We start from the raw sequence: 24,232 nt of genomic DNA, 5'->3' as shown, positions 1-24,232 counted from the left end.
TTCTGGTTTTTTAGATCGTTACGCTGGCGAGTGCCGCTTCGGCATCGGCGAACAGTTTTGCCTCGTCGAGGCCTGCGAATTCGCCGTTTTGCCAGACGATGCGGCCATTGATCATGGTCATGTCGGTGACGGAGCCGACGCCGACGCGCGGGATCAGGCTCAACGGATCGTGCCGTGTGCCGACATAATCCATGCGGCGGGTATCGATGGCGAACAGGTCCGCCGCCATGCCCGGCGCCAGCCGCCCTATGTCCTTGCGTCCGAGCAAGCTCGCGCCACCGGTCGTTCCATAGCCGAGGAAGTCGACGGGCGGAGGGACCGGGTGCTTGCGTGTCGAGGCGACGAGGCATTGCAGCATGTAGGCCGAATGGAGGCAGTGCATGAGGTTGGAATTGTCGTTGGAGGCGGCGCCGTCGCAGCCCAGTCCGACCCTGACGCCCAAAGCAGCCATTGCCGGGAGATCCGTAACTTCGGCACCCACCAGATAGACCGGTTCGGGGCAATGGGAGACGCCGGTGCCGCTTGCTGCCATCCGGCCGAGCTCGTCGTGGGTCAGTTCCCAGCAATGGGCATAGAAGGTGTCTGGACCGGCAAAGCCCATTTCCTCGAGGTAGTCGACGGTGCGCAGCCCGTGACGGGCTTCCATCACGGGGCTTTCGCCCTCGCCGACATGGGTGTGCAGGAAGACGCCCTTGTCGCGCGCGAGCCTGACGGATTCGACGAAGGTCTCGCGATAGGAATTGACCGGCTGGCAAGGGGAAACCACCACTTGGCGCATGCTGAAGGCGCCGGCATCGTGATAGGTGTCGATCAGGCGGGCACAGTCGTCGATGAATTCGTCGGTTGTTTCGAGCATCTCGTCGGGGATGGTCGACCCTTCGGATTTCGGCAGCGTGTTGCCTCCCCGGCCGGCGTGGAAGCGCATGCCGAACAGCTCGGCGGCCTCGAACTGCCGGTCGACCAGTCGTTTGCCGGCCTGGCGCGGGAAATTATACTGATGGTCGAAGGCGGTGGTGCAGCCGTGCTTGATGAGTTCCGCCATGGCTGTGACCGAGGAATGATAGAAGCAATCCTCATTCAGCCGCGAAAAGATCGGGTAGATCCGGTCCAGCCATTCGATGACCGAAAGCGCCGTCCAGTCGAGTTCGGCGTGATTTCGCACGAAGCACTGGAAGAAGTGGTGGTGCGTGTTGACGAGACCGGGATAGACGAACCAGCCGCTGGCATCCTGTACGATCGTATCGGCCGGAAGCGGCAGGGTGCTGAGGTCCTTGCCGATTGCCTTGATCGCAGGTCCCTCGGTCAGAAGATCGACATCGCGGCGAACCACCGGGCCGGTGCCATCGTTGACGATGACGGCTGCGCAATTTTTCAGAAGGTAGCCGCTCATTTCAGGTCGCCTTCGCTTCAATGTCCGGTTCGGGCTTCAGGTCGTGAAGCCTGTGTATGCCGGGCATTTCGATGAAGCCGTCAAGGGAGCGCAGGGCGCGAGACCAGAGGCGGATTGCGGGGTAGGTATCCAGCAGTACATTGCCGTCCGGCGCGAGCGCCACGTATGGAAAACAGGCGATATCAGCGATCGTCGGCCGGTCGGAAGCCAGGAATTTCTGTCCGCGCTCGGCCTGTTCGAAGAGACCGGCCTCCAGTTCCCGCAAGGCGGCAATTCCCCTGGCCTGCAGGCTGGCGATTTCGCCCGGCACAAGCAGCATCTGGTGGAGACGTGCGCCTCCGAGCGATGAGGTGAGGCGTGCGGAAAAGGCCAGCCATTGCTGGATTCGTGCAATTTCCTCCGGCGTGCCATTGCCCAGCCATTCCGGTGCCGCCTTTGATGCGAGATAGGCGAGCATGGCGGAGGATTCCGTCAGCAGCACATTGCCGTCTTCCAGAATGGGGATGGTGCCAGCCGGATTGAGCGCCAGCATTTCGGGGCTGCGATGTTCGCCGCCGGGATGAAAGTCCACGGGGCGCAGTTCGAGCTTCACGCCGACCAGCGCTGCCATCAGGCGCACTTTGTAACAGCTGGGTGAGAGGATGTAGTCGTATAATTTCATTGGGCTACCAACTGCGCGCCATAGGTATAGTTGTGGCGTTTCAGCCAGCGGCGATATGCGACCGAGGTCAGATCCGCCCGCGTCGGGATCTCCATGCCGGGATCGAGGGGGAGCAGGGCAGGGATCTGGTTCTCGAGGATCGAGCGGTCCTGAAGGAAGATGGTCTGCTGAAAGTGGATGAGGTCCGTCATCGATGTCTCGTCGTCATAGAGTGCCATCCACGGCCAGACATCGCAGAGATCTTCCGCGATAGGCTGCACGAAGAGTGTGATGACATCCCACTCGCCAGGACGTGGCGGGCAGGTCTTGTAGAGAACCGAGCAGGTTGGTGCCGGCACGCGGTACATGTATTCGGTGGTGATGCCGCCCGCCGCTGATTTTGCCGCCTGCGGCTGGTAGAACTTCACCTGTGTCGCCCAGACTTCGTCTTCGGCCTCACGGATCTCGACCTTGTAGTTCTCGACTTCCGTATGCGGCTCGGACCCGAGGATATCGGTGTGGACGAAGGGGAAGTGGGCGATGTCGAGGAAGTTCTCGACGGCTCTGAGCGGCGAGCAGCGCACGCGCACCACGCCGACATCGACGAGGCGGCGGCCGGGCTGTTCGGCCTCGGGAATGTCGAAGAGTTCATGCGCCGGTGTTCCAAGCGATGTCCAGACATGGCCGTATCGTGCGCGCTGCGGCAGGTCGCGGCCGTTGCTGTCGGTGACCTTCACATTGCCGGCCGCGTCGAGGGAAATCCTGACGGGCTCCCCCATCAGAACGGTGTCGTAGTCTTTCCTGGCGCACTGGCTGAGGAGCGCGACGGGATACCACTCGTCCAGCATTGCTGTCTTGCTCATAGGGTCGCGCCTTCTTCAGCGAGCCGCCGCAGCGTCTCGATTTCTCGCGATGCCGCGATGCGCTGCTGCGGCGTCGCATCCCGCGCAATCAGTCCGTGAACGCATGTCTGGCCATCTCCCAGGTCGGACAGCAGGAGACAGAGGCCCTGCGGAGCGACGGCCGGTGTCAGAGCCCCGTCGGCGTTGGCCTTCGCACCGGCTGCCGCCTCGATTGCGGCGATCCCGGCCATCACCGTGACCGAACGGAGGGGTGAGAGCTTGTCGAAGCGCGGCGGTTGGCCTGCCGGCGCGCCCTTGGCGACCCAGACGAGGCCGTTCTGCTCGGCAACGGGATAAGTCGCGACACGGATCGTTTCCGGCGGGGCAAGTCCCGGATGGGCAGGGATGTGCAGACAGTTGCCGGATCGGGCGTAGCGCCAGCCGTGATAGATGCAGGACAGGGCCTCGCCACGGACGAACCCATGCGACAGCCGCATGCCCCGATGAGGGCAACGGTCGGCGGAAGCGACTGCTTCCCCGGAGGCGCTTCGCCACAATGCAATGGTTTCAGCCCCGATGCGGGCCGGCATTACCGTTTTTGCCGGAAGGTCGGCAGACAGTGCGACTGGCGTCCATTGGCCCGTCGTGTCGGAGTGCATGGTGTTTTTTCCTAGAGCAATCAAAGAAATAGGGGCGGTTTCAGGCGTGCGTATCCGGCCTTCGGCCGGTCGGCGAAAGACAAATTTGCATAACTATTGGACATTGGCAATGAGTGATCAAAAAAAGCGCACAATGTCGAGACGCACGAGAATTCAGAGAGAATGGTCGTCCGGCTTTTGCCGTTGGATACTCTCTACCCAGACGTCGATCGGGCCCAGGATGCAACCGATTTCCATCATGTCGATCAGCTCGTCGGGGCCAGCGAGGTCGATCTCGATCCTGTCTGCCGAGGCGTGCGCAATGATTGGGGAAATGCCCAGCTTGGAGGCGTGACGATCGATCCAGGGAAGAAAGGAGTCCGGCAGAAGGTTCCCGAGGATGATCATCCGCTGCCTCTGCAATTCACTCTCTCGTTTCGCCATTCGTATTGTGTCCCTTCTGGTAAGGGCAAGTCACAGGAAAATCACGCGGAATGCAAGCAGAGGATCCGGGGGGAACTACCATTGAGGGCCGGCCTTCAGCATCTTGTCCAGACATGCGGCAGCGAGGCGTGGTGTTGTATTGCGCGACGTCTCCCGCCTTCGCGCATGCGCCGGTCCCGGCGGACGTCTTTGCGGACCAAAATCTCGATCCATTGAACGAAGCTCAGGATTCCGCGCTCCTATGACCGAGTCCATGGTTCACCGACGCGCAGGCTTCGGTATCTCCTTTGGCGAAGGCCAGCGACGCCGCTATGGCACAGAAGGAAAGATCAGGAACGGATCCGCGTCTCTTTTCTCGCGCTCCGGAAGAACTGGGGGCGGCAGGCCGCCCCCCGGAGGTGATTGCGGTCGCCAATGAAGCGTCGCAGCGGGCATCTCGCTGGGCGGCAGGGGCCAAGGCCCGCCGCCCGGCAGATCAGGCTAGCCTGGCGCAGGCATCCGCGATGCGGGTCAGCGCTTCCCGGAGTTCGGATTCGGCGCTCGCATAGGAAATGCGGAAGAAAGGCGAAAGGCCGAAAGCCGAACCCGGCACGACGGCGACGTTGGCGTCTTCCAGCAGATAGGCGCAGAAGTCCGTATCGGTTTCGAGGCGCTTGCCGGACGGCGTGGTCTTGCCGAGCACGCCGGCGCAGCCTGAAAACGTGTAGAAGGCGCCTTCCGGCACGCGGCAATCGAGGCCGTCGATCGCATTGAGGCCGGCGACCACCAGATCGCGGCGGCGCTGGAAGCTCGCCTTGCGCTCGACGAGGAAATCCTGCGGGCCGTTGAGTGCGGCAACGGAAGCGGCCTGGCTGATCGAAGAGGGGCAGGAGGTCGCCTGGCTCTGAACCACGGCCATGGCCTTGATCAGGTCGCGCGGACCGCCGGCATAGCCGATGCGCCAGCCGGTCATGGCATAGGCCTTGGAGACGCCGTTGACGGTGAGGATGCGGTTCTTCAGGCGCGGTTCCAGGGCTGCCGGCGTGACGAACTCGAAGCCGTCATAGACGATGTGCTCGTACATGTCGTCGACCAGCAGCCAGACCTGCGGGTGCTTCATGAGCACGTCGAGCAGCGGGCGATAGTCCTCGGCGCGGTAGCCGGCGCCCGACGGGTTGGACGGCGAGTTGAGGATGACCCAGCGGGTCTTCGGCGTGATCGCAGCTTCGAGCTGCGCGGCCTGCAGGCGGAAGCCCGCCTCGGCATTGCAGGCGATCAGCACCGGGTTTGCCTCGGCGATCTGGACGATGTCGGAATAGGAGGTCCAGTAGGGCGTCGGGATGATCACTTCGTCGCCCGGATCGAGCGTCGCCATCATCGCGTTGAACAGGATCTGCTTGGCGCCGGTTGCGACCGTGATCTCGTCGAGCGCATAATCGACGCCGTTCTCGCGGCTGAACTTGTCGCGGATCGCGGCTTTCAGTTCCGGCGTGCCGTCGAGCGCCGTATATTTGGTCTGGCCTGCCTGCATGGCCTTCCAGGCGGCTTCCTTGATGTGATCGGGCGTGTCGAAGTCCGGTTCGCCCGCCCCCAGAATGATGACCGGACGGCCTTCGCGCTTCAGGGCTTGTGCCTTGGCGCCGATCTTCAGGATTTCGGAGACGCCGATCGACGAGATGCGCGTCGCCGGCTGGAAGACCACGTCCTCGGGCTTGTTGTTGATGTTCATGACCATCCTCTTCGTTTTCCCGTCGCTCTCCGATGCGAGAGCGGTGCTCGTCGTATGTCTGTGCTATCCGAAACGGACCGTACCGAGCGGCCCCGGCGAGGTGATCGCCTTCAGGCCGGCCGCCATGTCCTTGATCTTCTCATCCGTATAGAGGTCGTAATAGGCTTGGTTCTTGCGGCCGATTGCGTGTTCGGCGCTGAAGCTGCCATCAAAATCGCGCACGGCGATGTCGAACACCCAGTCGCGCAGGCGCTGTTCGAAGGCCTTGTCGGTGGTCGCCGCACTGTCCTTCGGGACCACCAGATTGAAATGCACGCCGCCGTCGCCGATATGGCCGAAATCGCAGATCGTCACCTCGGGGAAGGCCGCCGGCATATCGGCCTTCATGCGGTCGCAGAAGGCCATGATGTCGCCGCGCCGGAAGGACAGGTCGAAGGCGATCAACTTGCCGGCGTGCTTGACGCCTTCCGAGAGTGCGTGGCGCAGCGCCCACATTTCGTGGGCCGGGCCGACGAAGGCGTCGGCAAGCGGCGCATCCTCGCTCTCCCAGATCTCGGAAAGCACGGTTTCCAGCACTGCGTCGAGCCCCTGCTCGCCCTCGCGCGGCTCCCAGGTGCGGGAGATTTCGCAGAGGATCACGTAGTCGGGGATGACGCCGCCCTGGAACGGGTTGCGCAGCGACGGTACATGATCGAGGGCGGCGGCGACCGCGTTTCGCGACATGCCCTCGAAGGCCGAAAGATAGGCGCCGAGCTTCTGCTCCATGGCGCGCAGCAGCGGCATGACATGGGCGCCGCTGGCCGGCACAAGATAGGCGGTCGCCACCTGCTTCGGCAGGGCCTCGAGGTTCAGGACGCATTCGGTGATGATGCCGAAGGCGCCGGAAGTGCCGATGAAGATCTGTTTCCAGTCGACGCCGGTATTGTTCTTGCGCAGGTCCGCGGCGAGGTCGAGGATCGTGCCCTCTTCGTCGGCCAGCACCACCTTGATGCCGAGCGTGTTGCGACGCACATCGCCATATTTGAGAAAGCGCGAACCGCCGGTATTGGTCGACAGCATGCCGCCGAGGCGCGGGTCGGCGCCAAGGTCGATCGGGAAGAAAAGGTCGTGGCTTTCAAGCCGCTGGTTCACCTCGGAGAGCCGGAACCCGGCATCGACATGCAGCGAGCGGTTGTCGAGATCGAGGTCGAAGCGGCGCGTCATGCGGTCGAGGCTGAGCACGAGCTGAGCGCCCGAGGCATCCGGCGTCGAGCCGGAGACCAGGCCGGTATTGCCCGATTGCGGGACGAGCGACAGGCCGTGCCGCACGCAATAGGCGACGGCGGCCGAGACTTCTTCGGTTGTCGCCGGCCGCAGTACGAGACCCGCCAGACCTTCGTCATAGCGGGCGCCCGTCTGATAGGCGACCATGGCGCCGGGCTCCTGCACGATGCCCTTGTCGCCGAGGATATCCGTCAGTGCCCGAATATGCGCCTGGTCGATCATCGTCGTTTCTTACTCTGCTGCCTGAACGGCCGTCAGCATCTGACGGCAATCGGCGATCGATGCCTGCTCGATGCCGGCATAGTGATCGAATTCGTTCAGCACCTTGGCGCCGAGGTCAAGTTCGAAACGCTGCTGGTTCGGGCTTGCGACGAAATCCTGGGTCGCGTCGTCGCCGAGGTTGGACTGGAAGATGCCGGCGGCGCTGACCGGCAGGAAGTCTTCGTAGACGATCGGGTCGAACTGGACGAGGCCATCGGCGATCAGGGCGTCGAGGCTGGTCTCCGGCTCGGCCTTCGCCTTGCGACCCTTTTCCGTCAGCGAATAGGCGAAATAGCCGAGGCCCTCGGCGCGGATCGCTTCCCAGCTGTCGGGGAAGGGGGCGAAGGCGTCTGCCAGCGCCTTGTCGTATTCGGCGGCATTCGAGCCATCAGCGGCCGGGCGCACGACCTGGCGCGAGGCGGTGAGCAGTTCGTCGTAAAGCGCCCGACCCTTGGGGGTGAGGGCGATGCCGCGCTGTTCGATTTCGCCGAAGCGGGCGGTGTGCGAGCCTTCCTTCCAGCTGCCGTCCTTGTCCTCGAACAGGACGGGCTCGTTGAGCGCCTTGAACGAGGTCTGGCGCAGCAGGATCGGGCATTTGCGGGTCGGCGGGCCTTCGACGACGGCCTTTGGCGCAATGCCGTAGTCGGGCATGCGGGCCTGGACGAGATCGATGTCGAGCGTGCGCGGCGTCAGGTGGTTGATGTGCGGGCCCTTGAAGGAGACCACGTCGGCGATCAGGCGGTGGGCCGCATGCAGGCGTGCATACATGTCGGGGCTGACCAGCGCCTTGTCGTGCCAGCGGAAGGTTTCGAGCGCTTCGGTGACGAAGCGCGAGGCGTCGGCACGGTCGAGGCCGCCCTGCTGCTCGGCCTTCTCGGTCAGCGCGATTGCGCCGGGGGTGAAGATCTGGCGCTTTTCAAGCGTTGCTTCGGCTTCGGCGCGCAGGGCCTCGTCGGCGATCAGGTCAAGGCGCAGCAACGAGGTGAAGATGCGGAACGGGTTCTTCTTCAGGCTGGCATCGCCGACCGGGCGGAAGGCGGTCGAATGAACCGGCACGCCGGCGGTCGACAGGTCATAGTAGCCGACCGGATACATGCCCATGACGGCAAACAGGCGGCGCATCATGGCAAGCTCGGCGGGCGTGCCGAGACGGATCGCGCCATGACGCTCTTCCGTGATGCGGTCGAGGGAGTCGGTGTCTTCCAGGCGCTCGCGCAGCTTGGGGTCGGCGCTCAGCGTTTCTGCATTCACCTTCGCCACCAGATCCATCAGCGTGCCATAGGCCGGGACCTCGGTGCGATACATGGCGGACATGGCGGCGGAAAACATCGAGCGAATGTCGTCGCTCGGGACAAAACTGGTCTTGGTCATCGGAGGCATCCCAGAAAACTGCAGGAGGATCATTCTGGGAGGCAGCTTATAATATGCTGCAGCGCCGAAGGATGCTGACGTTTGTCAATGAGTTCATGCGGCGGGCGAATGACCTCAGGAGACTGACGCGTTGTCCAGCACCTTCGGTCCTTCGCTTTTCGCCGCCTTCGGCCGTTGCGCCGCGGTGCGGCTGCAACCGCTCTGCACCTCGAAATGAAGCAGTTCCGCCAGCCGGTCGTTGCTATCGACGAGGTCGGACAGCAGGACCTTGTCCGGCGAACGATAGAACGCGTCGACCGCGTCGCGGATGGCATTGCGCAGCCAGCAGGCTTCGACGAGGGGCAGGTATTGGAGGCGCTGAAGCACTCGGCAAACGGCAGGTCGGACTCGAAGATGCGGAAGACGGAACCGATGTTGATCGCGGCCGGCGGGCGCATCAGCTGCAACCCACCGTTGCGGCCCCGGGTCGCGTCGACAAAGCCGTACTGGCCGAGCGTGCGGATCACCTGAGCGAGATGGTTTTTCGATGCGTTGCAGGCGGCTGCGATGTCGCTCTTGCGAACGGTGACATGTGGATTGACCGCGCAGTACATCAGCGTTCAGGGGGCGAGATTGGTCCGCATGCCGATGCGCATCGAATAATCCCCAAGGGTGTCCGCAAACAAGCATTTTGAATATATGGCATTTGTGGTTTTCGCCTGATCTATGTCCCGCGAGCGTGATCGAGGCGCAAGAACTTGATCCAAATCATCTCTGGTGCGCCGTTTTCGGGTAAATACCCATGCTGAATGCATGAATTGCCAAGGCTGGACGTGACCGATCCCGAAACGAAAACCGCAGATCCCGGCGCCTCTAGACTGTGGGCGATCGAGAAGACCGCACTCCAGGTTCTTTCCGGCATCCGCGATCTGCTGCCGAAGGCCGCGATCCTGATGGCCTCGCACCGCCCGATCGAACGCGATTGGGCCGGCCGCATCGTCGCGCTCGGCTGAACACCCGCGACCGATTGGCGCAAAGGCGCATCTTCAATACATCTTATTGATCGCAATGTGGCGCGCTCGCCGCGATCCTTGCCGTCGTCAACGCCATGTGGCTTGAGATGCAGGCCGATCGCACGATCATGAACCCGCCGGATGGTCACAAGTAAGACGGCGAGGCGTTGATCGACGGAAGCTCGGGCGGAACACGACAGCAACCGATCCCGACAATTCCAGGGTCTCACAATCTCCGGGGCGGCGCGAGGCGTCGCCCCGTTTTCCATCTCCCCGTCCGCCCTTACCCTTGCAGCCGCTGCCGTGGGCTTGCGGGCGTCGGGTGCGGTCTTTCAGGAAGCGGCGGCAGAGGAATTGGCGACCAGCCAGATCTCCAGGGCGGCGACGACCGCGAGGCGCAGGCTGGCATTTCCATCGAGCGCGCGGGCCAGCGACGGGTCGTCCATCTCGAAGCCGATTTCGACCATCACGTCGGCAGGGCCAACACCGCGATCGGCCATGATGGCCTGGATGCGGGCGATGGCGGACGGCAAAAGATAGCGCCCGCTGGCGATCGGCGGCGCGCAAAGCGACGGATCAGAGGCGTCGCCGGATATATTCGCCTGACGCAGCCAGGCGAGGAACTGGAAGCGTTCCTCGGCCGTCGCCTTCGTCCACGAGTTCTGAAGTTTCTCAAGGCGCGTACGCTTCTGCTTGCTGGGCATGTCGGATTCCGGCTCTGCGTGTTCGGCCTCGTCTATCGTATCATCGCAGACGGCGCCATCGCTACTGGTCGGTACCAGGGCACTGACACGGACGACAGCGGGGCGGACCTTTACGGCAGGCACGGTCTTGCCTTTCCGGTCGGGCCGGTGTGGCTGGAAGGACATGCGATGGCGATGGAAGTGGAACGGTCACGTTGTTTCGTGGCAGCGGGTGAGACGTCAATCAGCCTGCCCGGCCCTGTCCTATAGATGACAGCAGCCGCGCTCCGACGCGGCTTGTGACAGAGATCGGGGAAAATTGAAACAGCCGTGATGGACGCGCAGGCAAGAAATTGGCCGGTGCCAGCCAGGGAATGCCCTGCGAGGGCACACCCTGTCGATGATGTCGCCCTGCAGTCAGATGGTGTAGGACCTTTGACCGCCTTCAGGGGGCGTCGGTCTTCGATGAGGGGGTGTCGATGTCCAGTTCGTCCGATGGCAGGAATTCCGCCGGCCGGTCGCTCGCCGACTTGTACACGGCCGCCTTGCCGCCGATCTTGACGATGCCGAGCTTCCTGAGGACGGCCAGTACGCGGCTGAGAAGTCCCGGTTCTTTCGATGGTTCAGACATGTTCACGAACCTCCGCGTGCGTGGACGCCATGTGTTTTGCGAGATCAGTATGGACCTGTCGGCCGCACTGCGCCAGCCTTCAGGCGGATCGCCGGACGGTGGGAACAAACGCTTGTCTTTCTGCCGATCTGTGGCTCAATGAGATGTCCGAAGACATGACGCCTTCGGCTTTTCGGGGGATTTCGACATGGAAGCGATCCTGCCCATCATCACTCAAATCATAGCGGGTATCATCGGTGGCCAGGCCGTTGGCGCGGCCTTCAAGCAGGCGGCGATGACCCAACTGCCGAAGATCATCAGCGGTGCGCTCGGCGGTGTCGCGGGCGGCACGCTGCTCGGCAGCCTGCTGGGCGGCGCCACGGGAACCGATCCGGCGGCCGGTGGGGCTGCCGGCGGCATGCTCGGCGGACTGCTCGGCGATGCCATCGGCGGCGCGGCCGGTGGTGCCGTGCTCACCGGTCTCGTCGGCGCCGTGATGAAAGCGATGGCCAAGTAAGCTCAGGCCGCCGTCACGATAAGCGATGCAGGAACAAAGGCTGATACGTCAGAAGGGCAGGGGGATGCGTCCCTGCCCCAGGCATCGCAACGTGTGCGGCTGAGTTCCCGCCGTCGCAAAGGACCGCCGAAGCCTATCAGCTCTGACGCGCTTTTCTGCTGGCATAGCGCTGATCGCGCTTGGCCTTGCGGGCCGCTTCGTCCTCGATGACGCGGCTGATGCGGGAGGTTTCCGCTTCCAGGCGTGCCTCGGCATCGGCGCGATCGGCGGCTTCGGCGGCTTCGGCTTCCGCCTTGGCTGCGGCAAGCGATCGGTCGCGCTCTTCGGCCTTGGCGCGCTCCCGCTCGGCACGGCGTTCCTCGCGAGCGGTTGCCACTGCCAGGCGTTCCGCCTGCTTGGCCTCGATATGCGGCTCGGCTGCTTTTTTCGCTGCGCGATAGTTGTCGAGAAGGATTTTCTTCGCGTCGGCTGTTGCCTTGCGGCGGTCGGACAGGCCGTTGTCTCTCGTGTTCTTCAAAGTTCCGCTTTCGGATTGGATCGTTCGGGTTTTGTCAGTCGCGTGCTCGGCGGGCACCTTGCGGCGCCATGCGTTGTTCGCGCGCGGGTCTCAAAGGGCGGAGCGGCTTTCGCTCCGTCAGTCAGTCCTTGGCCGGATAGGCCGAAGTCGAGGACGGCGTGGTGGTCGCGCCGGCTTCCTTGGCCATCCGCAAAGCGCGGAGGCGCATCGTCTTTTCATCGCGTTCCTGAACGACAGCGTCGTTCTCGGAGATGATCCGGCTTCTTGCCAGAAACTGCGACTGTGTCTTGCCAAAGGCCGCTTCGGCCTGAATGCGAGCCTTGCTCTGGGTCTCTGTCATGGCTTTGATCCTCGATGGTTTGATGGCGGTGCCGGTCTTTCGGCCAAAAAAAAGCCAGGCAAAATGCCTGACCTTTCATTGTTCCCGCGCCCTCTTTGGTGCCAGTACATCCGTGGTCACCCGAGAGCACAAAGATCGATCAGGCGGCCTGCAGCTGGCCGGCGGACATCTTGCCCGACTTGTTGTCGCGTTCCATCTCGTAGCCGATCTTCTGGCCTTCGACGATTTCGCGCATACCGGCCCGCTCGACAGCGGAGATGTGGACGAAAACGTCCGGGCCGCCGTTGTCAGGCTGAATGAAGCCGAAGCCCTTGGTGGAATTGAACCATTTAACTGTGCCAGTGGTCATAGCGAACCCTTTCATAGCAATACTTTGATCCCGCCGCGCGGTTGCGCGGTCGGCTGGGTAGCTCGATCTTTTCTGAAGGGAAGTTCGTCGGGGCACGGCGTCAGGGTGCTAAAACAAAAGTCAAACAAGCAAATATCGACAAGCTGTAAATAGGCGATTGCACCTTCGATGTCAACTTTTAGTTTCGAATTTCGTCGAATTGCTCATTTTCGGTTGAATCCCGGAAGCCATATCGGCTTGCGCCTGCCCCTGTTCCATCGGCGGCACAGCGCGCTGTTCTCAACCGTTCCGGGCGGAGTGCTGCTTGATGTCGGCGGCGAGCGGGAAAGACGCGAAGAGACCAAGCGGCAGGGCGAAAAGGGCTGCGACCGGCAGGCCGAAATGGCTGAACAGCAGGGCGCCGGCAATGCCTCCGGAGAAGAACAGGCCGATCAGCGACAGAAGCAGGGCGAGCTTGGCGCCGTCGGCAACGACGGGCGCCAGATCCGTCCGGGCGGGGTCGTTGCGATAGAGGAGCTTGCCGATCTCGATGCCGGCATCGGTCACCAGGCCGGTGACATGCGTGGTGCGGATGCGCGCGCCGGACAGCTTGGTGATGATGGCATTCTGCAGGCCCATGATGAAGCACAGCAGGCTGATGGTCAGGAGGATGGTGGAGGAAGAGCCCGGCGCCAGGAACAGACCGGACAGGCCGAATATCAGCAGGAGCAGCGCCTCCACGGCGAGCGGCAGGGCATATTCGGATTCGAGTGCGCGCCGGCGGGCCCAATTGATCAGGATTGCCGAGGTGGCGGCACCGGCAATGAAGGCGGCGAGCGAGGATGCGCCGATGACGACCAGGAACCGATTGCCGAGCACCATGTTGTCGGCGATGGCCGATACGATGCCCGACATATGCGAAGTGTACTGCTGCACGGCCATGAAGCCGCCGGCGTTCACCGCACCGGCCACGAAGGTCAGGTATAGGGCGAGGTGGCGGTCGCTGTCCTCGTTGCGCTGGCGGGCGGCAAGCCCTCCCAAGTAGTATCTCATGCTCTGTTCCGCAGGCTGCCGGCGGCTGACCGGAGACAAAAAAGCCATCCTCGTGCCGAATCGTAAACAGCTTCGGAAGATTTGCCAGAGATAGTATGCGCGGGCCAAGATTTCGAGTGCCGACGGGAAGAGAATGCCTGGCATGGCCGACCGCGCCGCCCAGATTGCAGGCTCGATCTTTCCATGCCGCGGGATCGCGGCTAAATCCCTTGCCGGATGAAGCGGTGCCGTCGGGCAGCCGCCGCGCAAGGAGACGACGCCCGTGACCGACATCGACCGCCACCATGCAGAGCGCCTGATGCAGGAGGCGGGGATCGACGCGCTCGCGCTGTTCCAGCCGGAAGCGTTCCGCTATGCCGTCGGTGCTCCGGCCGGCGTCGCCATGATGTGGGGTCGGGCCGGACCGGCGATCGCCCTGGTGCCGGCGGATCACGGCAGCCGGATCGCGGCCGTTGCCAGCGACCACGCGGCGGGCCAGATCCGCAAGGCGGCGCCGGATGTGGATCTGGCGACGCACCGTATCTGGATCGACATGGTTGATCTGTCCGCCCTTGCCGGTCGAGCCGATGTCGATCCAGCGGCTGTGGATGGCGCCTATCGCGACCAGGGTCGCAGCGGCTCGCGGCCGGAAACCTTCGACCGTTCCGCCTGCTTTTCGCTGCTCGGCGACATTCTGGATGCACGTGGCCTGGCGCATGGAAGGATCGGCGTCGATCTCGAATTCATGCCCGCCGCCGATTTCGACCAGCTGAAGCGCGCTTTGCCTGAGGTGCGGTTCACCGACGGCTCGGAAGTCCTCAGGCGGCTGCGCGCCGTCAAGTCGCCGCGCGAGATCGAATGCCTGCGACGTGCGGCGATGGCTGCGGAGGGCGGGCTTTCGCAGATGGCCGCGATTGTCGCGCCCGGCGTCTCGCTTGGCGATCTGTCCGCGGCCTGGAAGGACGGCGCCCAGGCGACGGCCGCGGCTGGCGGCTTTTCTCTCAGCGGACATTGGGATTTCATCTCCGTCGGCCCTGATCTTTCTGACATGAACGCGGTGGTGAAGCCGGGCGCGTTGATCAAGGCCGATGTCGGCACGCTGGTCGACGGCTATTCCTCCGACGGGGCGCGGACCTTCTGCTTCGGACCGCCGGCACCGCTTGCGCAACGCATCTTCGCTGCGCTGGAAAACGCCTTCGCCGCCGGCCTCGACGTGCTCAAACCGGGCAACCGATTCGGTGCGGTGCATGCGGCGATGTTGGCCTCGATGCGCAGGGACGGCTTCACCGAATATTTCCGCGGCCATTTCGGCCATTCGGTCGGCGGCAGCGTCGGCATCGAGGAATGGCCGTTCTTTTCCGCCAACAGTCCGGAGCTCATCCTGCCGGGCATGGTCGTGGCGCTCGAGGCGCCCTTCTATGCGCAGGGCCTTGGCGCGCTGATGATCGAGGACCAGTTCCTTGTCACGCAAGACGGGGTGGAGCCGATGAACCGCCTGTCGCGCGGTCTTCGGGATTTGTCCGCGCAATAGGCTGACAGCCGGACCATGCGGGCATGGCTTGCCGCTCAGCGCCGTTCGGCAAGTGCAATGCCGACGCCCTCGACTTCGATGAAGATGACGCCGCCCTCTTCCAGCGCGTGCAGCAGCTGTGCTGCGGTGGGGCGATGCAGTTCGTGCCGGGCGCCTTCATAGTCGCGGATCGTGCTGCGCGACACTTGCGAATGCTCGGCAAGGTCCGATTGCGTCCAGTCGAGCATGCCGCGCGCCGCGCGACAGAGCGCAGGCGTGAGAATCGGAGACGGCGTGCCTTGACCCATGGTTCCATGCTGCCCATATTGGTTGATATAAACAATATATGGCATTTTCCATGTGATATTTCCAGCGAGGTTTGATGCTCCACGAAACACCCCTGATCTCCACCATCGTCGGCGGTCTCGTGCTGGCCTTCGCCTTCGGCTATGTCGCCCACCGGCTGAAACTGCCGCCGCTCGTCGGTTATCTGTTCGCCGGCATTCTCGTCGGTCCGCACACGCCGGGCTTCGTCGCCGACCAGCACCTGGCGCCGGAACTGGCGGAAATCGGCGTCATCCTGCTGATGTTCGGGGTCGGCCTGCATTTCTCGCTGAAAGACCTGCTGTCGGTGCGCGGTGTCGCCGTGCCCGGCGCGATCGTGCAGATCGGTTTTGCTACTGTGCTCGGCTGGGCCATGGGTTGGCTGATGGGGTGGCCGATGGGCGGCGGCCTGGTCTTTGGCCTTGCACTCTCGGTCGCCTCGACCGTCGTTTTGCTGAAGGCCCTGCAGGAGCGGCGGCTGGTCGAGACAGAGCGCGGCAAGATCGCCGTGGGCTGGCTGATCGTCGAGGACCTGGCCATGGTGCTGGCGCTGGTGCTGATCCCGGCCTTTGCCAATAACGGCGGTGGGAGCCATGCCGACCCCCTCGCGACCGCAGTCGCCGGTCTGCTCGGCATCGAACTCAATCTCGGCTGGGTGCTGGCGCTCACCCTTCTCAAGGTCGGCGCCTTTCTGGGCCTGATGCTGGTGGTCGGGCGGCGCGTTATCCCGTGGATGCTGCACGCAATCGCCCATAGCGGCTCGCGCGAACTCTTCCGTCTCGGGGTGCTGGCGGTGGCGCTCGGTGTCGCCTTCGGTTCGGCCCAGTTGTTCGGCGTATCGCTGGCGCTCGGCGCGTTCTTCGCCGGTATGGTGCTGGCGGAAAGCGAGCTGTCGCACAGGGCCGCGCAAGAGAGCCTGCCGCTGCGCGATGCCTTCGCGGTGCTGTTCTTCGTCTCGGTCGGCATGCTGTTTGATCCCAACATCCTGATCGACAGCCCGCTCAAGGTTCTTGCCGTCGTCTTCATCATCCTGATCGGCAAGTCGCTCGCCGCCTTCGTCATCGTGCGCGCCTTCGGCATGCCGACCGGCACTGCGCTGACAATTTCGGCCAGCCTGGCGCAGATCGGCGAATTCTCCTTCATCCTCGCCGAGCTCGGCGTCGGGCTTAATCTGCTGCCCGAGGAGGGACGCGACCTGATTCTCGCCGGCGCGATCATTTCGATCATCCTCAACCCGCTGATGTTCTATTTCGCCGAACGGATCATCCCTCGCATCGAGGCGCGTCTGGTGCCGCAGCGCGCAGAAAAGCCGGGTGCGGGTTTGGCTACGGGCGAATCCGCGGGAGCGGATGGTGTCCTGGGGGCGGGTGAGGACACGGCCGGGGTCGAGGAAGAACCGCGGCTTGCCACGGCGAGCACGCTCACAGGCCATGCGATCGTGGTCGGCTGCGGCCGGGTCGGAAAGATCGTCTCAGACAATCTGCGGGCCAATGGCGTCGCGTTCCTGGTGGTCGAGGATTCCGACCGGCCGGTGGAAGACCTGCTGCGTCAGAAGACCGAGGTCATCATGGGCAATGCCACCTCGCAGCGAGTGCTGGAGCTTGCCAACATCGCCGCCGCCAAAAGCATCGTCGTGGCTATTCCGAACGCCTTCGAGGCCGGCAACGTGATCCAGCAGGCGCGCGCGATCAACCCGGCGATTCTGATCCTGGCTCGCGCCCATACCGATGCCGAGGTCGAACATCTGCTGAAACTGGGTGCCGACCGCGTCATCATGGGCGAACGCGAAATCGCCAACGGCATGCTGGCGAGCCTCGACCAGGTGCACTGGCCGGCTGTTGCCAAGGACGAGGACGAGGCCTGACGCGGACATTTCGGGGAACCAAAGGACGTGCTGCCGGGTTTGCCCCCCTGCATCCGTCCCTCTTTCCCGGAGAATCGCAATGGCCAAGAAGACCACCAAGGCAGCCCCCTCAGACGCGGCGAGCATCCACGATCAGTCACTCGTTCGGGGCGCCGGCGGCGAACTGCACCAGACGGCGGAGACCCATGACGCGCCGGTGATGACCACCGCGCAAGGCGGCCCGGTCGCCGACGACCAGAATTCGCTGCGGATCGGTGCCCGCGGGCCGCTCGCCATGGACGATTTCCATTTCCGCGAGAAGATCTTCCATTTCGACCACGAGCGTATTCCGGAGCGGGTCGTGCATGCCCGCGGCTATGGCGCGCACGGCTATTTCGAGACCTATGATTCGCTGGCCGCCTATACCAAGGCCGATCTCTTCCAGCGCAAGGGCGAAAAGACGCCGGCTTTCGTGCGCTTCTCCACCGTTGCCGGCAACAAGGGGTCTGCTGACCTTGCCCGCGACGTGCGCGGCTTCGCGGTCAAGATCTATACCAGGGAAGGAAATTGGGACCTGGTCGGCAACAACATGCCGGTGTTCTTCATCCAGGATGCGATCAAGTTTCCCGACCTGATCCATGCGGCCAAGCAGGAGCCGGATCGCGACTTTCCCCAGGCGCAGACGGCGCACGACAATTTCTGGGACTTCATCTCGCTGACGCCCGAAAGCATGCATATGATCATGTGGGCCATGTCGGATCGCGCCATTCCGCGGTCCTTCCGCTTCATGGAAGGTTTCGGCGTCCACACCTTCCGCCTGGTCAACGCCAAGGACGAATCGACCTTCGTCAAGTTCCACTGGAAGCCGAAGCTCGGCCTGCAGTCGGTCGCCTGGAACGAGGCGGTGAAGATCAATGGCGCCGATCCCGACTTCCATCGCCGCGATCTGTGGCAGGCGATCCAGTCCGGCAATTTCCCGGAATGGGAACTGCAGGTGCAGCTGTTCGACCAGGCCTTCGCCGACAGCTTCGATTTCGACGTGCTCGACCCGACCAAGATCATTCCCGAGGAAATCCTGCCGCCCCAGCCTGTCGGCCGCCTGGTGCTCGACCGCATGCCGGACAATTTCTTCGCCGAGACCGAGCAGGTGGCGTTCATGACGCAGAACGTGCCGCCGGGCATCGACTTCTCCAACGATCCGCTGCTGCAGGGCCGCAACTTCTCCTATCTCGATACCCAGCTGAAGCGTCTTGGCGGACCGAACTTCACCCATCTCCCGATCAATGCGCCGAAATGTCCGTTTGCCCATTTCCAGCAGGACGGGCACATGGCGATGCGCAATCCGGTCGGCCGGGTCAACTACCAGCCGAACTCCTGGGGCGAGGGGCCGCGCGAATCGCCGGTCAAGGGGTTCCGGCATTTCCCGTCCGAGGAACAGGGCCAGAAGATGCGGCTGAGGCCCGAAAGCTTTGCCGACCACTACAGCCAGGCGCGGCAGTTCTACATCAGCCAGACCCCGCCCGAGCAGCGCCATATCGCCAATGCACTGACCTTCGAACTCAGCAAGGTGGAGACGCCGGTCATTCGCGAGCGCGTTGTCTCGCACCTGATGAACATCGACGAAACGCTTGCCAGCACCGTTGCGGCCAAACTCGGTCTGAAGACCATGCCGAAGCCCGCCGATGCGGCGGTAGAAACGCGCCAGGATCTCGGGCCGTCGCCGGCGCTCAGCATCTTGCTGAACGGCCCGAAGCGGTTCGAAGGACGCAAGCTCGGCATTCTGGTGACGGACGGGGTGGACGCCGCGCTGCTCAACGCGCTGATCGCGGCCGTGACCAAGGAAAAGGCGACGGTGGAGATCATTGCCCCGAAGGTCGGCGGCGTGACGGCCTCCGACGGCAGCTGGGTCGTGGCGCATCAGATGATCGACGGCGGTCCGTCGGTGCTCTACGACGCTGTCGCGATCCTGCCCTCGCCGGAGGCTGTGGACGAACTGGCAACGGAGGCGACGGCCCGCGACTTCGTCGCCGACGCCTTCCAGCATTGCAAGCTCATCGGCCATGCCGAGGCAGCGATGCCGCTGCTCAAGAAGGCCGGCATTACCGACAGTCTCGATGAAGGGGTGATCGCGCTGGCTACGGCAAAGGATGTCGCCGGCTTCGTCAAGGAACTCGGCAAGCTGCGCCTCTGGTCGCGTGAACCGAACGTGAAGCACGGTAAGGCCTCGATCCCGGTCAAGTGATCGAGCCGCCGAACGGGTACGGCGGGGAGGGGGCGGGGAGGCGGACTTGCGCCTGGCGCGAGAATTGTCTCCCCGCCCTTGGCCGCTTGGGCCTCGACCGCACAATCAGAACTCCGCCTCGCCGGCCTTCCTCGGCGCAACGACGGCTTCGATGAAATATCACACAGCCCTGAAACGGGGATCTAGTGGGGTCTCGGAGAGACGGATCTCGACAGAGACGGCAGTCGCAGTGTGCCGTTCCGGGAACAGTAGCCCTCCACGTCGAGTTTCCAGTTCCTAGAGAAGTGCCGGCGACAGGCCGCCATCCGCGCGGAAAGCCTTGAAAGCAGCCAGCGCCTGCAGCGATCGACCATCGTCAATGGCGGCGAGGTCGAGGATCACGGCATTCGCAACGGTCATGGGAACGACCAGCGACTGGGACTCCCCCGCATGGCCGCGTGAAACCAGGATCTGGTGGTCCGGTGCCGGATCGATGCGGGCGTTCAAGATGTCAGTCAGGAAGAGCGCTTTGGCGCCGAGGGTTCGGGCTATGCTTCTCACCTCGCGAATGATCGGCGTGATTTTGCGAAAGGCCAGCAGCCAGACGACGTCGCCCGGCCCAAGGGTCGCCACGGTTTCGGCAAGCTGGTTCAACTGTCCCGAGAGGTCAACCGCATCGTAGCCCGATCGCTTGAGCCTGATCGCGATCAGGCTGGAGAGTGTCGAGGAATGGCCGCGGCCGAGCACGAAAACCCGCCGGCTTGCGCGCAGGCTTTGGGAAAAGGCGCGAATATCCGCATCGGAGACGCTGGTCCGCACCTGTTCCAGCGCGGCAATCTCGCTGTCCAGAACGGAAGCGAGAAGGCCCCCTTCCTCGGCGCGGACAAGCCGCGCGGCGATCCGCGCAGCCGGGCTTTCGAAATCACCTTCCCCCTCGATGAGATTGGCCTGGAGAAAGGAACGAAACTCGGGATAGCCCTTGAAGCCGAGACGGCGGGCAAGCCGCACGGCGGAGGCCGGATGCACCCCGGCCCTTGAGGAAACCACCTTGCCGTTCTCCATCGCCGCGCGGACGGGGTCCTCCATCAGGACGCCCAGAAGGCGTGCATCGGCATCCGTCAATCGGGTTGCGTTTCGGCTGATGAGGTCGCCGAGCGCCTGCGGAATCTCGTTATGCTCGTCCATCGTGTCCAGTATCTTCAAGGAGCACCCGCCCCCGCTTCATGCTTCAAGCCTCAACCCTTGCACCATGCGCAGGTCCCACGCGCGGCGCAAGCTCTATCCGGCGGCCATCGGCATCGTCGAAGAACAGAGCCCGGTCGAGATCACAGATCGCCCAGAGACTCTGCGATGTGCGAGGCATTTGTTCTCGCGGGCATGTCAGCGTCAGCCGGCCGGCCGGGCTGTCGCAATGCAGGATGACTTCCGAGCCGGTCATTTCGGAGAGCAGAAGGCGAACCGGCAACGCCGAAGGGCCGGCTTCTTCTGCCCGAATCGCAATATGTTCGGGGCGCAAGCCGATGGTGATGTCCCGCCGGCCCTGCCAGTTCGGCACCTGATCGGCGGTCAGGAAATTCATCGCCGGAGCGCCGACGAAGGATGCAACAAACCGGTCGGCCGGCCGGTCGTAGATCGCCTCCGGCGTGTCGAATTGCAGAAGGTCTCCATCTTTCATCACCGCAATGCGATCGGCGAGCGAAAGCGCTTCGGTCTGGTCATGGGTGACGTATACGATGGTGGCGCCAAGGGCGCGGTGCAGTTCCTTGATTTCCGTGCGCATGGCCACCCGCAGGGCATTGTCGAGGTTGGACAACGGCTCGTCCATGAGAAAGGTCGAGGTGTTGCGGGCCATGGCACGGCCCATCGCCACACGTTGCCGCTGCCCGCCGGAAAGCGCGCCGGGCTTGCGGTCGAGATAGGGTTCGAGCTGGAGCGTGCGGGCCACGCTTTCGGCGCGGGCGTTGCGCTCAGCCTTGGGAACGCCGCGCAGTTCAAGCCCGAAGGCAATGTTCTGAAGCACGGTCATATGCGGGTAGAGCGCATAGTTCTGGAAGATCATGGCGATGTCACGATCCTGCGGGGCGAGCTCGTTCGCCCGCTTGCCGCCGATCTCGATTTCGCCGGCATCGACCTGCTCCAGGCCGGCGATCAACCGGAGAAGCGTAGATTTTCCGCACCCCGACGGGCCGACGATGACCACGAACTCGCCTGGCTGGATGGTCATGGAGACGCCATGCAGGATCTCCGGCCCGCGGGCGTAGGCCTTGCGGATACCGCGCAGGGAAATGCCACTCATCAATCTTGCTCCTTGCTCTTTTGCGCACGGATGGCGACTGCCAGGCTCGGGCGGTCGGTCGTGAAGACCTTGACGCCCAAAGCCAGCGCCTTCTCGATCTGCTGGGCGCTGTGGGCTGCCCAACAACCGAAGTCGAGGCCGGCGGCCTGAACCGCTGTCTTCAGCTGCGCGTCCGCCATGTCCACATGGACGCCGATTTCGGGAATGCGGTGGGCAATGGCGGTCTCGATCACCGCGGCGGCGCCGAGCTGGTGCAAGACCGGCTGGCTGACGAGCCAGAGCTTCGGGCGGTCTGTCTCGGCGTCGAGCAGGTCGAGCACCTCCACCAGGAAAGAGGAGAAGGTCGTACGGCCCAGCATCCCGTGCCGATCGAGGGTTTCGACCACATCCGGCACGAAATTCGGGTAAGGCCGGCCATCGGCGCCGGGCTTGATCTCGCATCGGAAATCGACGGAGCTGCGCGAAAAGATGCTGCAGAGTTCCTGCAGGGTCAGCGGGTGCCCGCCCGCACCGTAATTGATGGTCGCGCCCTTCACCTCAAACTCGGTGAGGCCGGCAATGGCGCCGCTACGGTCGGTGGTGGCGTCGAGGGTGGGATCGTGGTGGACGATGATGGCCCTGTCGACTGTGGGGTGGACGTCGAACTCGACTTCCTCCAGCGCCATCCGGGCGGTGGCGATGAAGCCCTGCGGGGTGCTGTCACCGAATTCAAGTGTTCCACCGCGATGCGATGCGATACGAGTCATGTGCTTTTCCATTTTGAATTACTTGACGGCGCCCATGGTAATGCCGCGCACGAGATGTCGCTCGACCAGCAGGAAGCCGAGGAGCACCGGCAGGATGGTGATCGTCGAGGCCGCCATGACGAGCGGCCAGTCGATCAGGCCCTCGCCGGGATTGACACGGTAGAGCCGAGCCAGACCGACCTGCAGCGTGTAGAGGTCTTCCTTGCCGATCGCGACCAGCGGCCAGATGTAGTTGTTCCATTCGGTGATGAAGACATAGAGCCCCATCGAGAGGATGGCCGGGCGGGAGATCGGCACGATGATACGCCAGAGAACCTGCAGCGGCGTCGCCCCGTCCATATAGGCCGCCTCGTCCAGTGCCTTTGGAATGCCGCGGATATACTGGCGCAGGAAGAAGGCGGCGAAGCCGTTGGAAATGGCCGGCAGGATGAGACCGGCATAGGTATCGAGCAGACCGGCCTTGGCCAGCGTCAGATAGTTCGGGATCAGGCTGATATGGCTCGGGATCATCAGCGTCGCAACCGTGGCCCCGAACAAGAGGTCGCCGCCACGAAAGGTGTATCTGGCGAAGGCGAAGGCGGCCATGGTCGCGAACGTCATGCTGAGGATCGTCACCACGCCCGAGACGAGAATGCTGTTGAACAGATAGCGGGCGAAATTATACTGCCCGACAGCGCGGACATAGTTGTCGAGCGTGAACTGCATCGTGCCGGCATAGTAGGCGTCGGCCGTCTGGAACGACATCCAGATGGAGTAGAGGACCGGTGAGAGGAAGGCCAGGCCGGCAAGAAGGGCAAGTCCGATGAGGAAGGGATTATCAGGCTTCATAGTGTACTCTCCGGCCGATCACGCGGGCCTTGACCAGTGACAGGACGATCAGGAAGACGAACAGCAGGACGGCCAGCGCCGAACCCCGGCCGATATCGAACAGCGAAAAGCCGATGCGGTAGAGCATGTGAACCAGAAGATCGGTCGCCCCGGCCGGCCCGCCATGCGTCATGACGCTGACGATGGTGAACACCTGGAAGGCCTCGATCACCGAGATCACGAGCAGGAAATAGGTGGTCGGCATGACGAGCGGCAGCGTCACCCGGCGAAACACATGGAAGCGCCGCCCGCCATCGACGGCTGCCGCGTCGTAGAGTTCCTGAGGCACGGCCTGCAGGCCGGCGATGTAGATGACGACGTCATAGCCGAGCTGCTTCCAGGTATTGACGAAAATCAGCACGCCGAGCGCCAGTTGCGGGTCCTGCAGCCAGGGCACCCGACCGACGCCGAATTTTGCCAATAGCGCGTTCATCATGCCGTAGTCGGTGGAGAACACCCAAGAGAAGACGACCGCGATCGACACGGCCGAGGTGACGGAGGGCAGGAATAGCGCGCCGCGCAACAGGCGGGACGGAAGAGCCTCGCTGGCGACATAGCTGGCAATCGCCAGCGCCAGGGCAAGCCGAAGCGGGACCGACAGGACTGCAAACACCGTGGTGACCCACAGCGAATTCCAGAAATCGCGCGACGCGAGAAGCTGCTGATAGTTCTCGAAGCCGACGAACGGCATGTCCGGCGACAGGAAATTCCATTCCCGGACGCTGAGATTGAGGCTGGTGGCGATCGGAATATAGGTGAACACCGCGATGAAGATCATCAGCGGCGCGACGAACAGATAGGGTGTGAGCTTGCGGAGCATGGCGATGACCGGACCGGCGGGTTTCGACG

General features: G+C 63.4%; 26 protein-coding genes. 5 read left to right on the top strand and 21 right to left on the bottom strand.

Translation table 11 applies throughout. From position 1 onward, the window contains the following. Nucleotides 1-10: 10 nt before the first annotated feature. The 9 genes from L867_RS0112750 to L867_RS28205 form a co-directional block, all read right to left on the bottom strand. On the bottom strand, nt 11-1,390 hold the full coding sequence (locus L867_RS0112750; protein WP_028737256.1) for an amidohydrolase: 1,380 nt from the start codon (nt 1,388-1,390) through the stop codon (nt 11-13). 1 nt (nt 1,391) lies between these two features. Beyond that, a complete protein-coding gene (locus tag L867_RS0112745; RefSeq protein WP_028737255.1) occupies nt 1,392-2,051 on the bottom strand; it encodes a glutathione S-transferase family protein in 660 nt (219 codons plus the stop codon). After that, nucleotides 2,048-2,893, bottom strand: a complete 846-nt coding sequence (locus L867_RS0112740; protein ID WP_028737254.1) for an aromatic ring-hydroxylating oxygenase subunit alpha — start codon at nt 2,891-2,893, stop codon at nt 2,048-2,050. The genes L867_RS0112745 and L867_RS0112740 overlap by 4 nt, the downstream gene beginning before the upstream one ends. Further along, nucleotides 2,890-3,531, bottom strand: coding sequence for a Rieske (2Fe-2S) protein (locus L867_RS0112735; RefSeq protein WP_028737253.1), 642 nt, complete (start codon nt 3,529-3,531; stop codon nt 2,890-2,892). Before L867_RS0112735 ends, L867_RS0112740 begins: the two co-directional genes overlap by 4 nt. Nucleotides 3,532-3,684: 153 nt before the next feature. Further along, on the bottom strand, nt 3,685-3,918 hold the full coding sequence (locus L867_RS0112730; RefSeq protein ID WP_408605977.1) for an acylphosphatase: 234 nt from the start codon (nt 3,916-3,918) through the stop codon (nt 3,685-3,687). Nucleotides 3,919-4,429: 511 nt separating this feature from the next. Beyond that, nucleotides 4,430-5,662 (bottom strand): pyridoxal phosphate-dependent aminotransferase, encoded by a 1,233-nt coding sequence (locus L867_RS0112725; RefSeq protein ID WP_028737251.1) that lies wholly within the window; start codon nt 5,660-5,662, stop codon nt 4,430-4,432. A gap of 63 nt (nt 5,663-5,725) precedes the next feature. Next, nucleotides 5,726-7,147 carry an FAD-binding oxidoreductase gene (locus L867_RS0112720; protein WP_028737250.1) on the bottom strand — a complete coding sequence of 474 codons (1,422 nt, stop codon included), beginning with the start codon at nt 7,145-7,147 and terminating at the stop codon, nt 5,726-5,728. Nucleotides 7,148-7,156: 9 nt separating this feature from the next. After that, complete coding sequence (gene hglS / locus L867_RS0112715; RefSeq protein WP_028737249.1) at nt 7,157-8,557, bottom strand: 2-oxoadipate dioxygenase/decarboxylase HglS; 1,401 nt, start codon at nt 8,555-8,557, stop codon at nt 7,157-7,159. Nucleotides 8,558-8,586: 29 nt separating this feature from the next. Further along, nucleotides 8,587-9,150, bottom strand: a complete 564-nt coding sequence (locus tag L867_RS28205; RefSeq protein ID WP_210163637.1) for an RrF2 family transcriptional regulator — start codon at nt 9,148-9,150, stop codon at nt 8,587-8,589. Nucleotides 9,151-9,369: 219 nt separating this feature from the next. On the opposite strand from L867_RS28205, the gene L867_RS0112705 reads away from it, so the two are divergent. Next, a complete protein-coding gene (locus tag L867_RS0112705) occupies nt 9,370-9,549 on the top strand; it encodes a hypothetical protein (RefSeq protein ID WP_028737247.1) in 180 nt (59 codons plus the stop codon). Nucleotides 9,550-9,881: 332 nt separating this feature from the next. Here L867_RS0112705 and L867_RS25155 read toward each other — a convergent pair whose 3' ends face one another. Both L867_RS25155 and L867_RS0112695 read right to left on the bottom strand, forming a co-directional pair. Beyond that, nucleotides 9,882-10,253 carry a hypothetical protein gene (locus L867_RS25155; protein ID WP_037173280.1) on the bottom strand — a complete coding sequence of 124 codons (372 nt, stop codon included), beginning with the start codon at nt 10,251-10,253 and terminating at the stop codon, nt 9,882-9,884. 424 nt (nt 10,254-10,677) lie between these two features. Next, on the bottom strand, nt 10,678-10,863 hold the full coding sequence (locus L867_RS0112695; RefSeq protein WP_028737246.1) for a hypothetical protein: 186 nt from the start codon (nt 10,861-10,863) through the stop codon (nt 10,678-10,680). A gap of 187 nt (nt 10,864-11,050) precedes the next feature. Here L867_RS0112695 and L867_RS0112690 point away from each other — a divergent pair, with 187 nt between their 5' ends. Further along, nucleotides 11,051-11,359, top strand: coding sequence for a hypothetical protein (locus tag L867_RS0112690; protein WP_028737245.1), 309 nt, complete (start codon nt 11,051-11,053; stop codon nt 11,357-11,359). 136 nt (nt 11,360-11,495) lie between these two features. Here L867_RS0112690 and L867_RS0112685 read toward each other — a convergent pair whose 3' ends face one another. From L867_RS0112685 to L867_RS0112670, 4 genes are all read right to left on the bottom strand, one after another. Further along, complete coding sequence (locus L867_RS0112685) at nt 11,496-11,876, bottom strand: DUF6481 family protein (protein ID WP_028737244.1); 381 nt, start codon at nt 11,874-11,876, stop codon at nt 11,496-11,498. A gap of 121 nt (nt 11,877-11,997) precedes the next feature. Further along, the gene (locus tag L867_RS0112680; RefSeq protein WP_028737243.1) at nt 11,998-12,216 is read right to left on the bottom strand and encodes a hypothetical protein; all 219 of its coding nucleotides are present in this window, start codon (nt 12,214-12,216) and stop codon (nt 11,998-12,000) included. 139 nt (nt 12,217-12,355) lie between these two features. After that, entirely contained in the window at nt 12,356-12,580 is a 225-nt protein-coding gene (locus L867_RS0112675) for a cold-shock protein (RefSeq protein WP_084638542.1), read from the bottom strand. 264 nt (nt 12,581-12,844) lie between these two features. Next, entirely contained in the window at nt 12,845-13,597 is a 753-nt protein-coding gene (locus L867_RS0112670; protein ID WP_028737241.1) for a YoaK family protein, read from the bottom strand. Between the two features lie 262 nt (nt 13,598-13,859). Here L867_RS0112670 and L867_RS0112665 point away from each other — a divergent pair, with 262 nt between their 5' ends. Then, nucleotides 13,860-15,107: a M24 family metallopeptidase gene (locus tag L867_RS0112665; protein WP_028737240.1), complete on the top strand. Its 1,248-nt coding sequence runs from the start codon at nt 13,860-13,862 to the stop codon at nt 15,105-15,107. Nucleotides 15,108-15,142: 35 nt separating this feature from the next. On the opposite strand, the gene L867_RS0112660 is transcribed toward L867_RS0112665, so the two are convergent. Then, nucleotides 15,143-15,439: a helix-turn-helix transcriptional regulator gene (locus L867_RS0112660; protein WP_028737239.1), complete on the bottom strand. Its 297-nt coding sequence runs from the start codon at nt 15,437-15,439 to the stop codon at nt 15,143-15,145. A gap of 29 nt (nt 15,440-15,468) precedes the next feature. Here L867_RS0112660 and L867_RS25150 point away from each other — a divergent pair, with 29 nt between their 5' ends. Both L867_RS25150 and katE read left to right on the top strand, forming a co-directional pair. Beyond that, the gene (locus tag L867_RS25150) at nt 15,469-17,274 is read left to right on the top strand and encodes a cation:proton antiporter domain-containing protein (RefSeq protein WP_051438954.1); all 1,806 of its coding nucleotides are present in this window, start codon (nt 15,469-15,471) and stop codon (nt 17,272-17,274) included. A 79-nt stretch (nt 17,275-17,353) separates the two neighbouring features. Continuing rightward, nucleotides 17,354-19,495 carry a catalase gene (gene katE, locus L867_RS0112650; protein ID WP_028737238.1) on the top strand — a complete coding sequence of 714 codons (2,142 nt, stop codon included), beginning with the start codon at nt 17,354-17,356 and terminating at the stop codon, nt 19,493-19,495. Between the two features lie 276 nt (nt 19,496-19,771). Here the strand turns inward: katE and L867_RS0112645 are convergent, their stop codons facing one another. Genes L867_RS0112645 through L867_RS0112625 form a run of 5 tightly spaced genes read right to left on the bottom strand, consistent with a single transcriptional unit; the run spans nt 19,772 to nt 24,203 of the window. Next, complete coding sequence (locus tag L867_RS0112645) at nt 19,772-20,677, bottom strand: MurR/RpiR family transcriptional regulator (RefSeq protein WP_332308397.1); 906 nt, start codon at nt 20,675-20,677, stop codon at nt 19,772-19,774. Between the two features lie 25 nt (nt 20,678-20,702). Continuing rightward, nucleotides 20,703-21,770 (bottom strand): ABC transporter ATP-binding protein, encoded by a 1,068-nt coding sequence (locus tag L867_RS0112640; protein WP_028737236.1) that lies wholly within the window; start codon nt 21,768-21,770, stop codon nt 20,703-20,705. After that, a complete protein-coding gene (locus L867_RS0112635; protein WP_037173275.1) occupies nt 21,770-22,516 on the bottom strand; it encodes a glycerophosphodiester phosphodiesterase family protein in 747 nt (248 codons plus the stop codon). Before L867_RS0112635 ends, L867_RS0112640 begins: the two co-directional genes overlap by 1 nt. A gap of 18 nt (nt 22,517-22,534) precedes the next feature. Continuing rightward, nucleotides 22,535-23,344, bottom strand: coding sequence for a carbohydrate ABC transporter permease (locus L867_RS0112630; RefSeq protein WP_028737234.1), 810 nt, complete (start codon nt 23,342-23,344; stop codon nt 22,535-22,537). Continuing rightward, nucleotides 23,334-24,203 carry a carbohydrate ABC transporter permease gene (locus tag L867_RS0112625; RefSeq protein WP_028737233.1) on the bottom strand — a complete coding sequence of 290 codons (870 nt, stop codon included), beginning with the start codon at nt 24,201-24,203 and terminating at the stop codon, nt 23,334-23,336. The genes L867_RS0112630 and L867_RS0112625 overlap by 11 nt, the downstream gene beginning before the upstream one ends. Nucleotides 24,204-24,232: the final 29 nt, after the last annotated feature.

The sequence above is a fragment of the Paenirhizobium selenitireducens ATCC BAA-1503 genome (assembly GCF_000518785.1).
In the GTDB taxonomy this organism is placed as follows: domain Bacteria; phylum Pseudomonadota; class Alphaproteobacteria; order Rhizobiales; family Rhizobiaceae; genus Allorhizobium; species Allorhizobium selenitireducens.
The sequence above is the reverse complement of the archived record's forward strand: the minus strand, read 5'-3'. Positions and strand labels throughout refer to the sequence as shown.

Bases quoted from the DNA above. Each gene is read 5' to 3' on its own strand.
- L867_RS0112750 (WP_028737256.1), bottom strand. From the start codon at position 1,390: ATGAGCGGCTACCTTCTGAAAAATTGCGCAGCCGTCATCGTCAACGAT.
- L867_RS0112745 (WP_028737255.1), bottom strand. From the start codon at position 2,051: ATGAAATTATACGACTACATCCTCTCACCCAGCTGTTACAAAGTGCGC.
- L867_RS0112740 (WP_028737254.1), bottom strand. From the start codon at position 2,893: ATGAGCAAGACAGCAATGCTGGACGAGTGGTATCCCGTCGCGCTCCTC.
- L867_RS0112735 (WP_028737253.1), bottom strand. From the start codon at position 3,531: ATGCACTCCGACACGACGGGCCAATGGACGCCAGTCGCACTGTCTGCC.
- L867_RS0112730 (WP_408605977.1), bottom strand. From the start codon at position 3,918: ATGATCATCCTCGGGAACCTTCTGCCGGACTCCTTTCTTCCCTGGATC.
- L867_RS0112725 (WP_028737251.1), bottom strand. From the start codon at position 5,662: ATGAACATCAACAACAAGCCCGAGGACGTGGTCTTCCAGCCGGCGACG.
- L867_RS0112720 (WP_028737250.1), bottom strand. From the start codon at position 7,147: ATGATCGACCAGGCGCATATTCGGGCACTGACGGATATCCTCGGCGAC.
- hglS (WP_028737249.1), bottom strand. From the start codon at position 8,557: ATGACCAAGACCAGTTTTGTCCCGAGCGACGACATTCGCTCGATGTTT.
- L867_RS28205 (WP_210163637.1), bottom strand. From the start codon at position 9,150: ATGTACTGCGCGGTCAATCCACATGTCACCGTTCGCAAGAGCGACATC.
- L867_RS25155 (WP_037173280.1), bottom strand. From the start codon at position 10,253: ATGCCCAGCAAGCAGAAGCGTACGCGCCTTGAGAAACTTCAGAACTCG.
- L867_RS0112695 (WP_028737246.1), bottom strand. From the start codon at position 10,863: ATGTCTGAACCATCGAAAGAACCGGGACTTCTCAGCCGCGTACTGGCC.
- L867_RS0112690 (WP_028737245.1), top strand. From the start codon at position 11,051: ATGGAAGCGATCCTGCCCATCATCACTCAAATCATAGCGGGTATCATC.
- L867_RS0112680 (WP_028737243.1), bottom strand. From the start codon at position 12,216: ATGACAGAGACCCAGAGCAAGGCTCGCATTCAGGCCGAAGCGGCCTTT.
- L867_RS0112675 (WP_084638542.1), bottom strand. From the start codon at position 12,580: ATGAAAGGGTTCGCTATGACCACTGGCACAGTTAAATGGTTCAATTCC.
- L867_RS0112670 (WP_028737241.1), bottom strand. From the start codon at position 13,597: ATGAGATACTACTTGGGAGGGCTTGCCGCCCGCCAGCGCAACGAGGAC.
- L867_RS0112660 (WP_028737239.1), bottom strand. From the start codon at position 15,439: ATGCCATATATTGTTTATATCAACCAATATGGGCAGCATGGAACCATG.
- L867_RS25150 (WP_051438954.1), top strand. From the start codon at position 15,469: ATGCTCCACGAAACACCCCTGATCTCCACCATCGTCGGCGGTCTCGTG.
- katE (WP_028737238.1), top strand. From the start codon at position 17,354: ATGGCCAAGAAGACCACCAAGGCAGCCCCCTCAGACGCGGCGAGCATC.
- L867_RS0112640 (WP_028737236.1), bottom strand. From the start codon at position 21,770: ATGAGTGGCATTTCCCTGCGCGGTATCCGCAAGGCCTACGCCCGCGGG.
- L867_RS0112635 (WP_037173275.1), bottom strand. From the start codon at position 22,516: ATGACTCGTATCGCATCGCATCGCGGTGGAACACTTGAATTCGGTGAC.
- L867_RS0112630 (WP_028737234.1), bottom strand. From the start codon at position 23,344: ATGAAGCCTGATAATCCCTTCCTCATCGGACTTGCCCTTCTTGCCGGC.
- L867_RS0112625 (WP_028737233.1), bottom strand. From the start codon at position 24,203: ATGCTCCGCAAGCTCACACCCTATCTGTTCGTCGCGCCGCTGATGATC.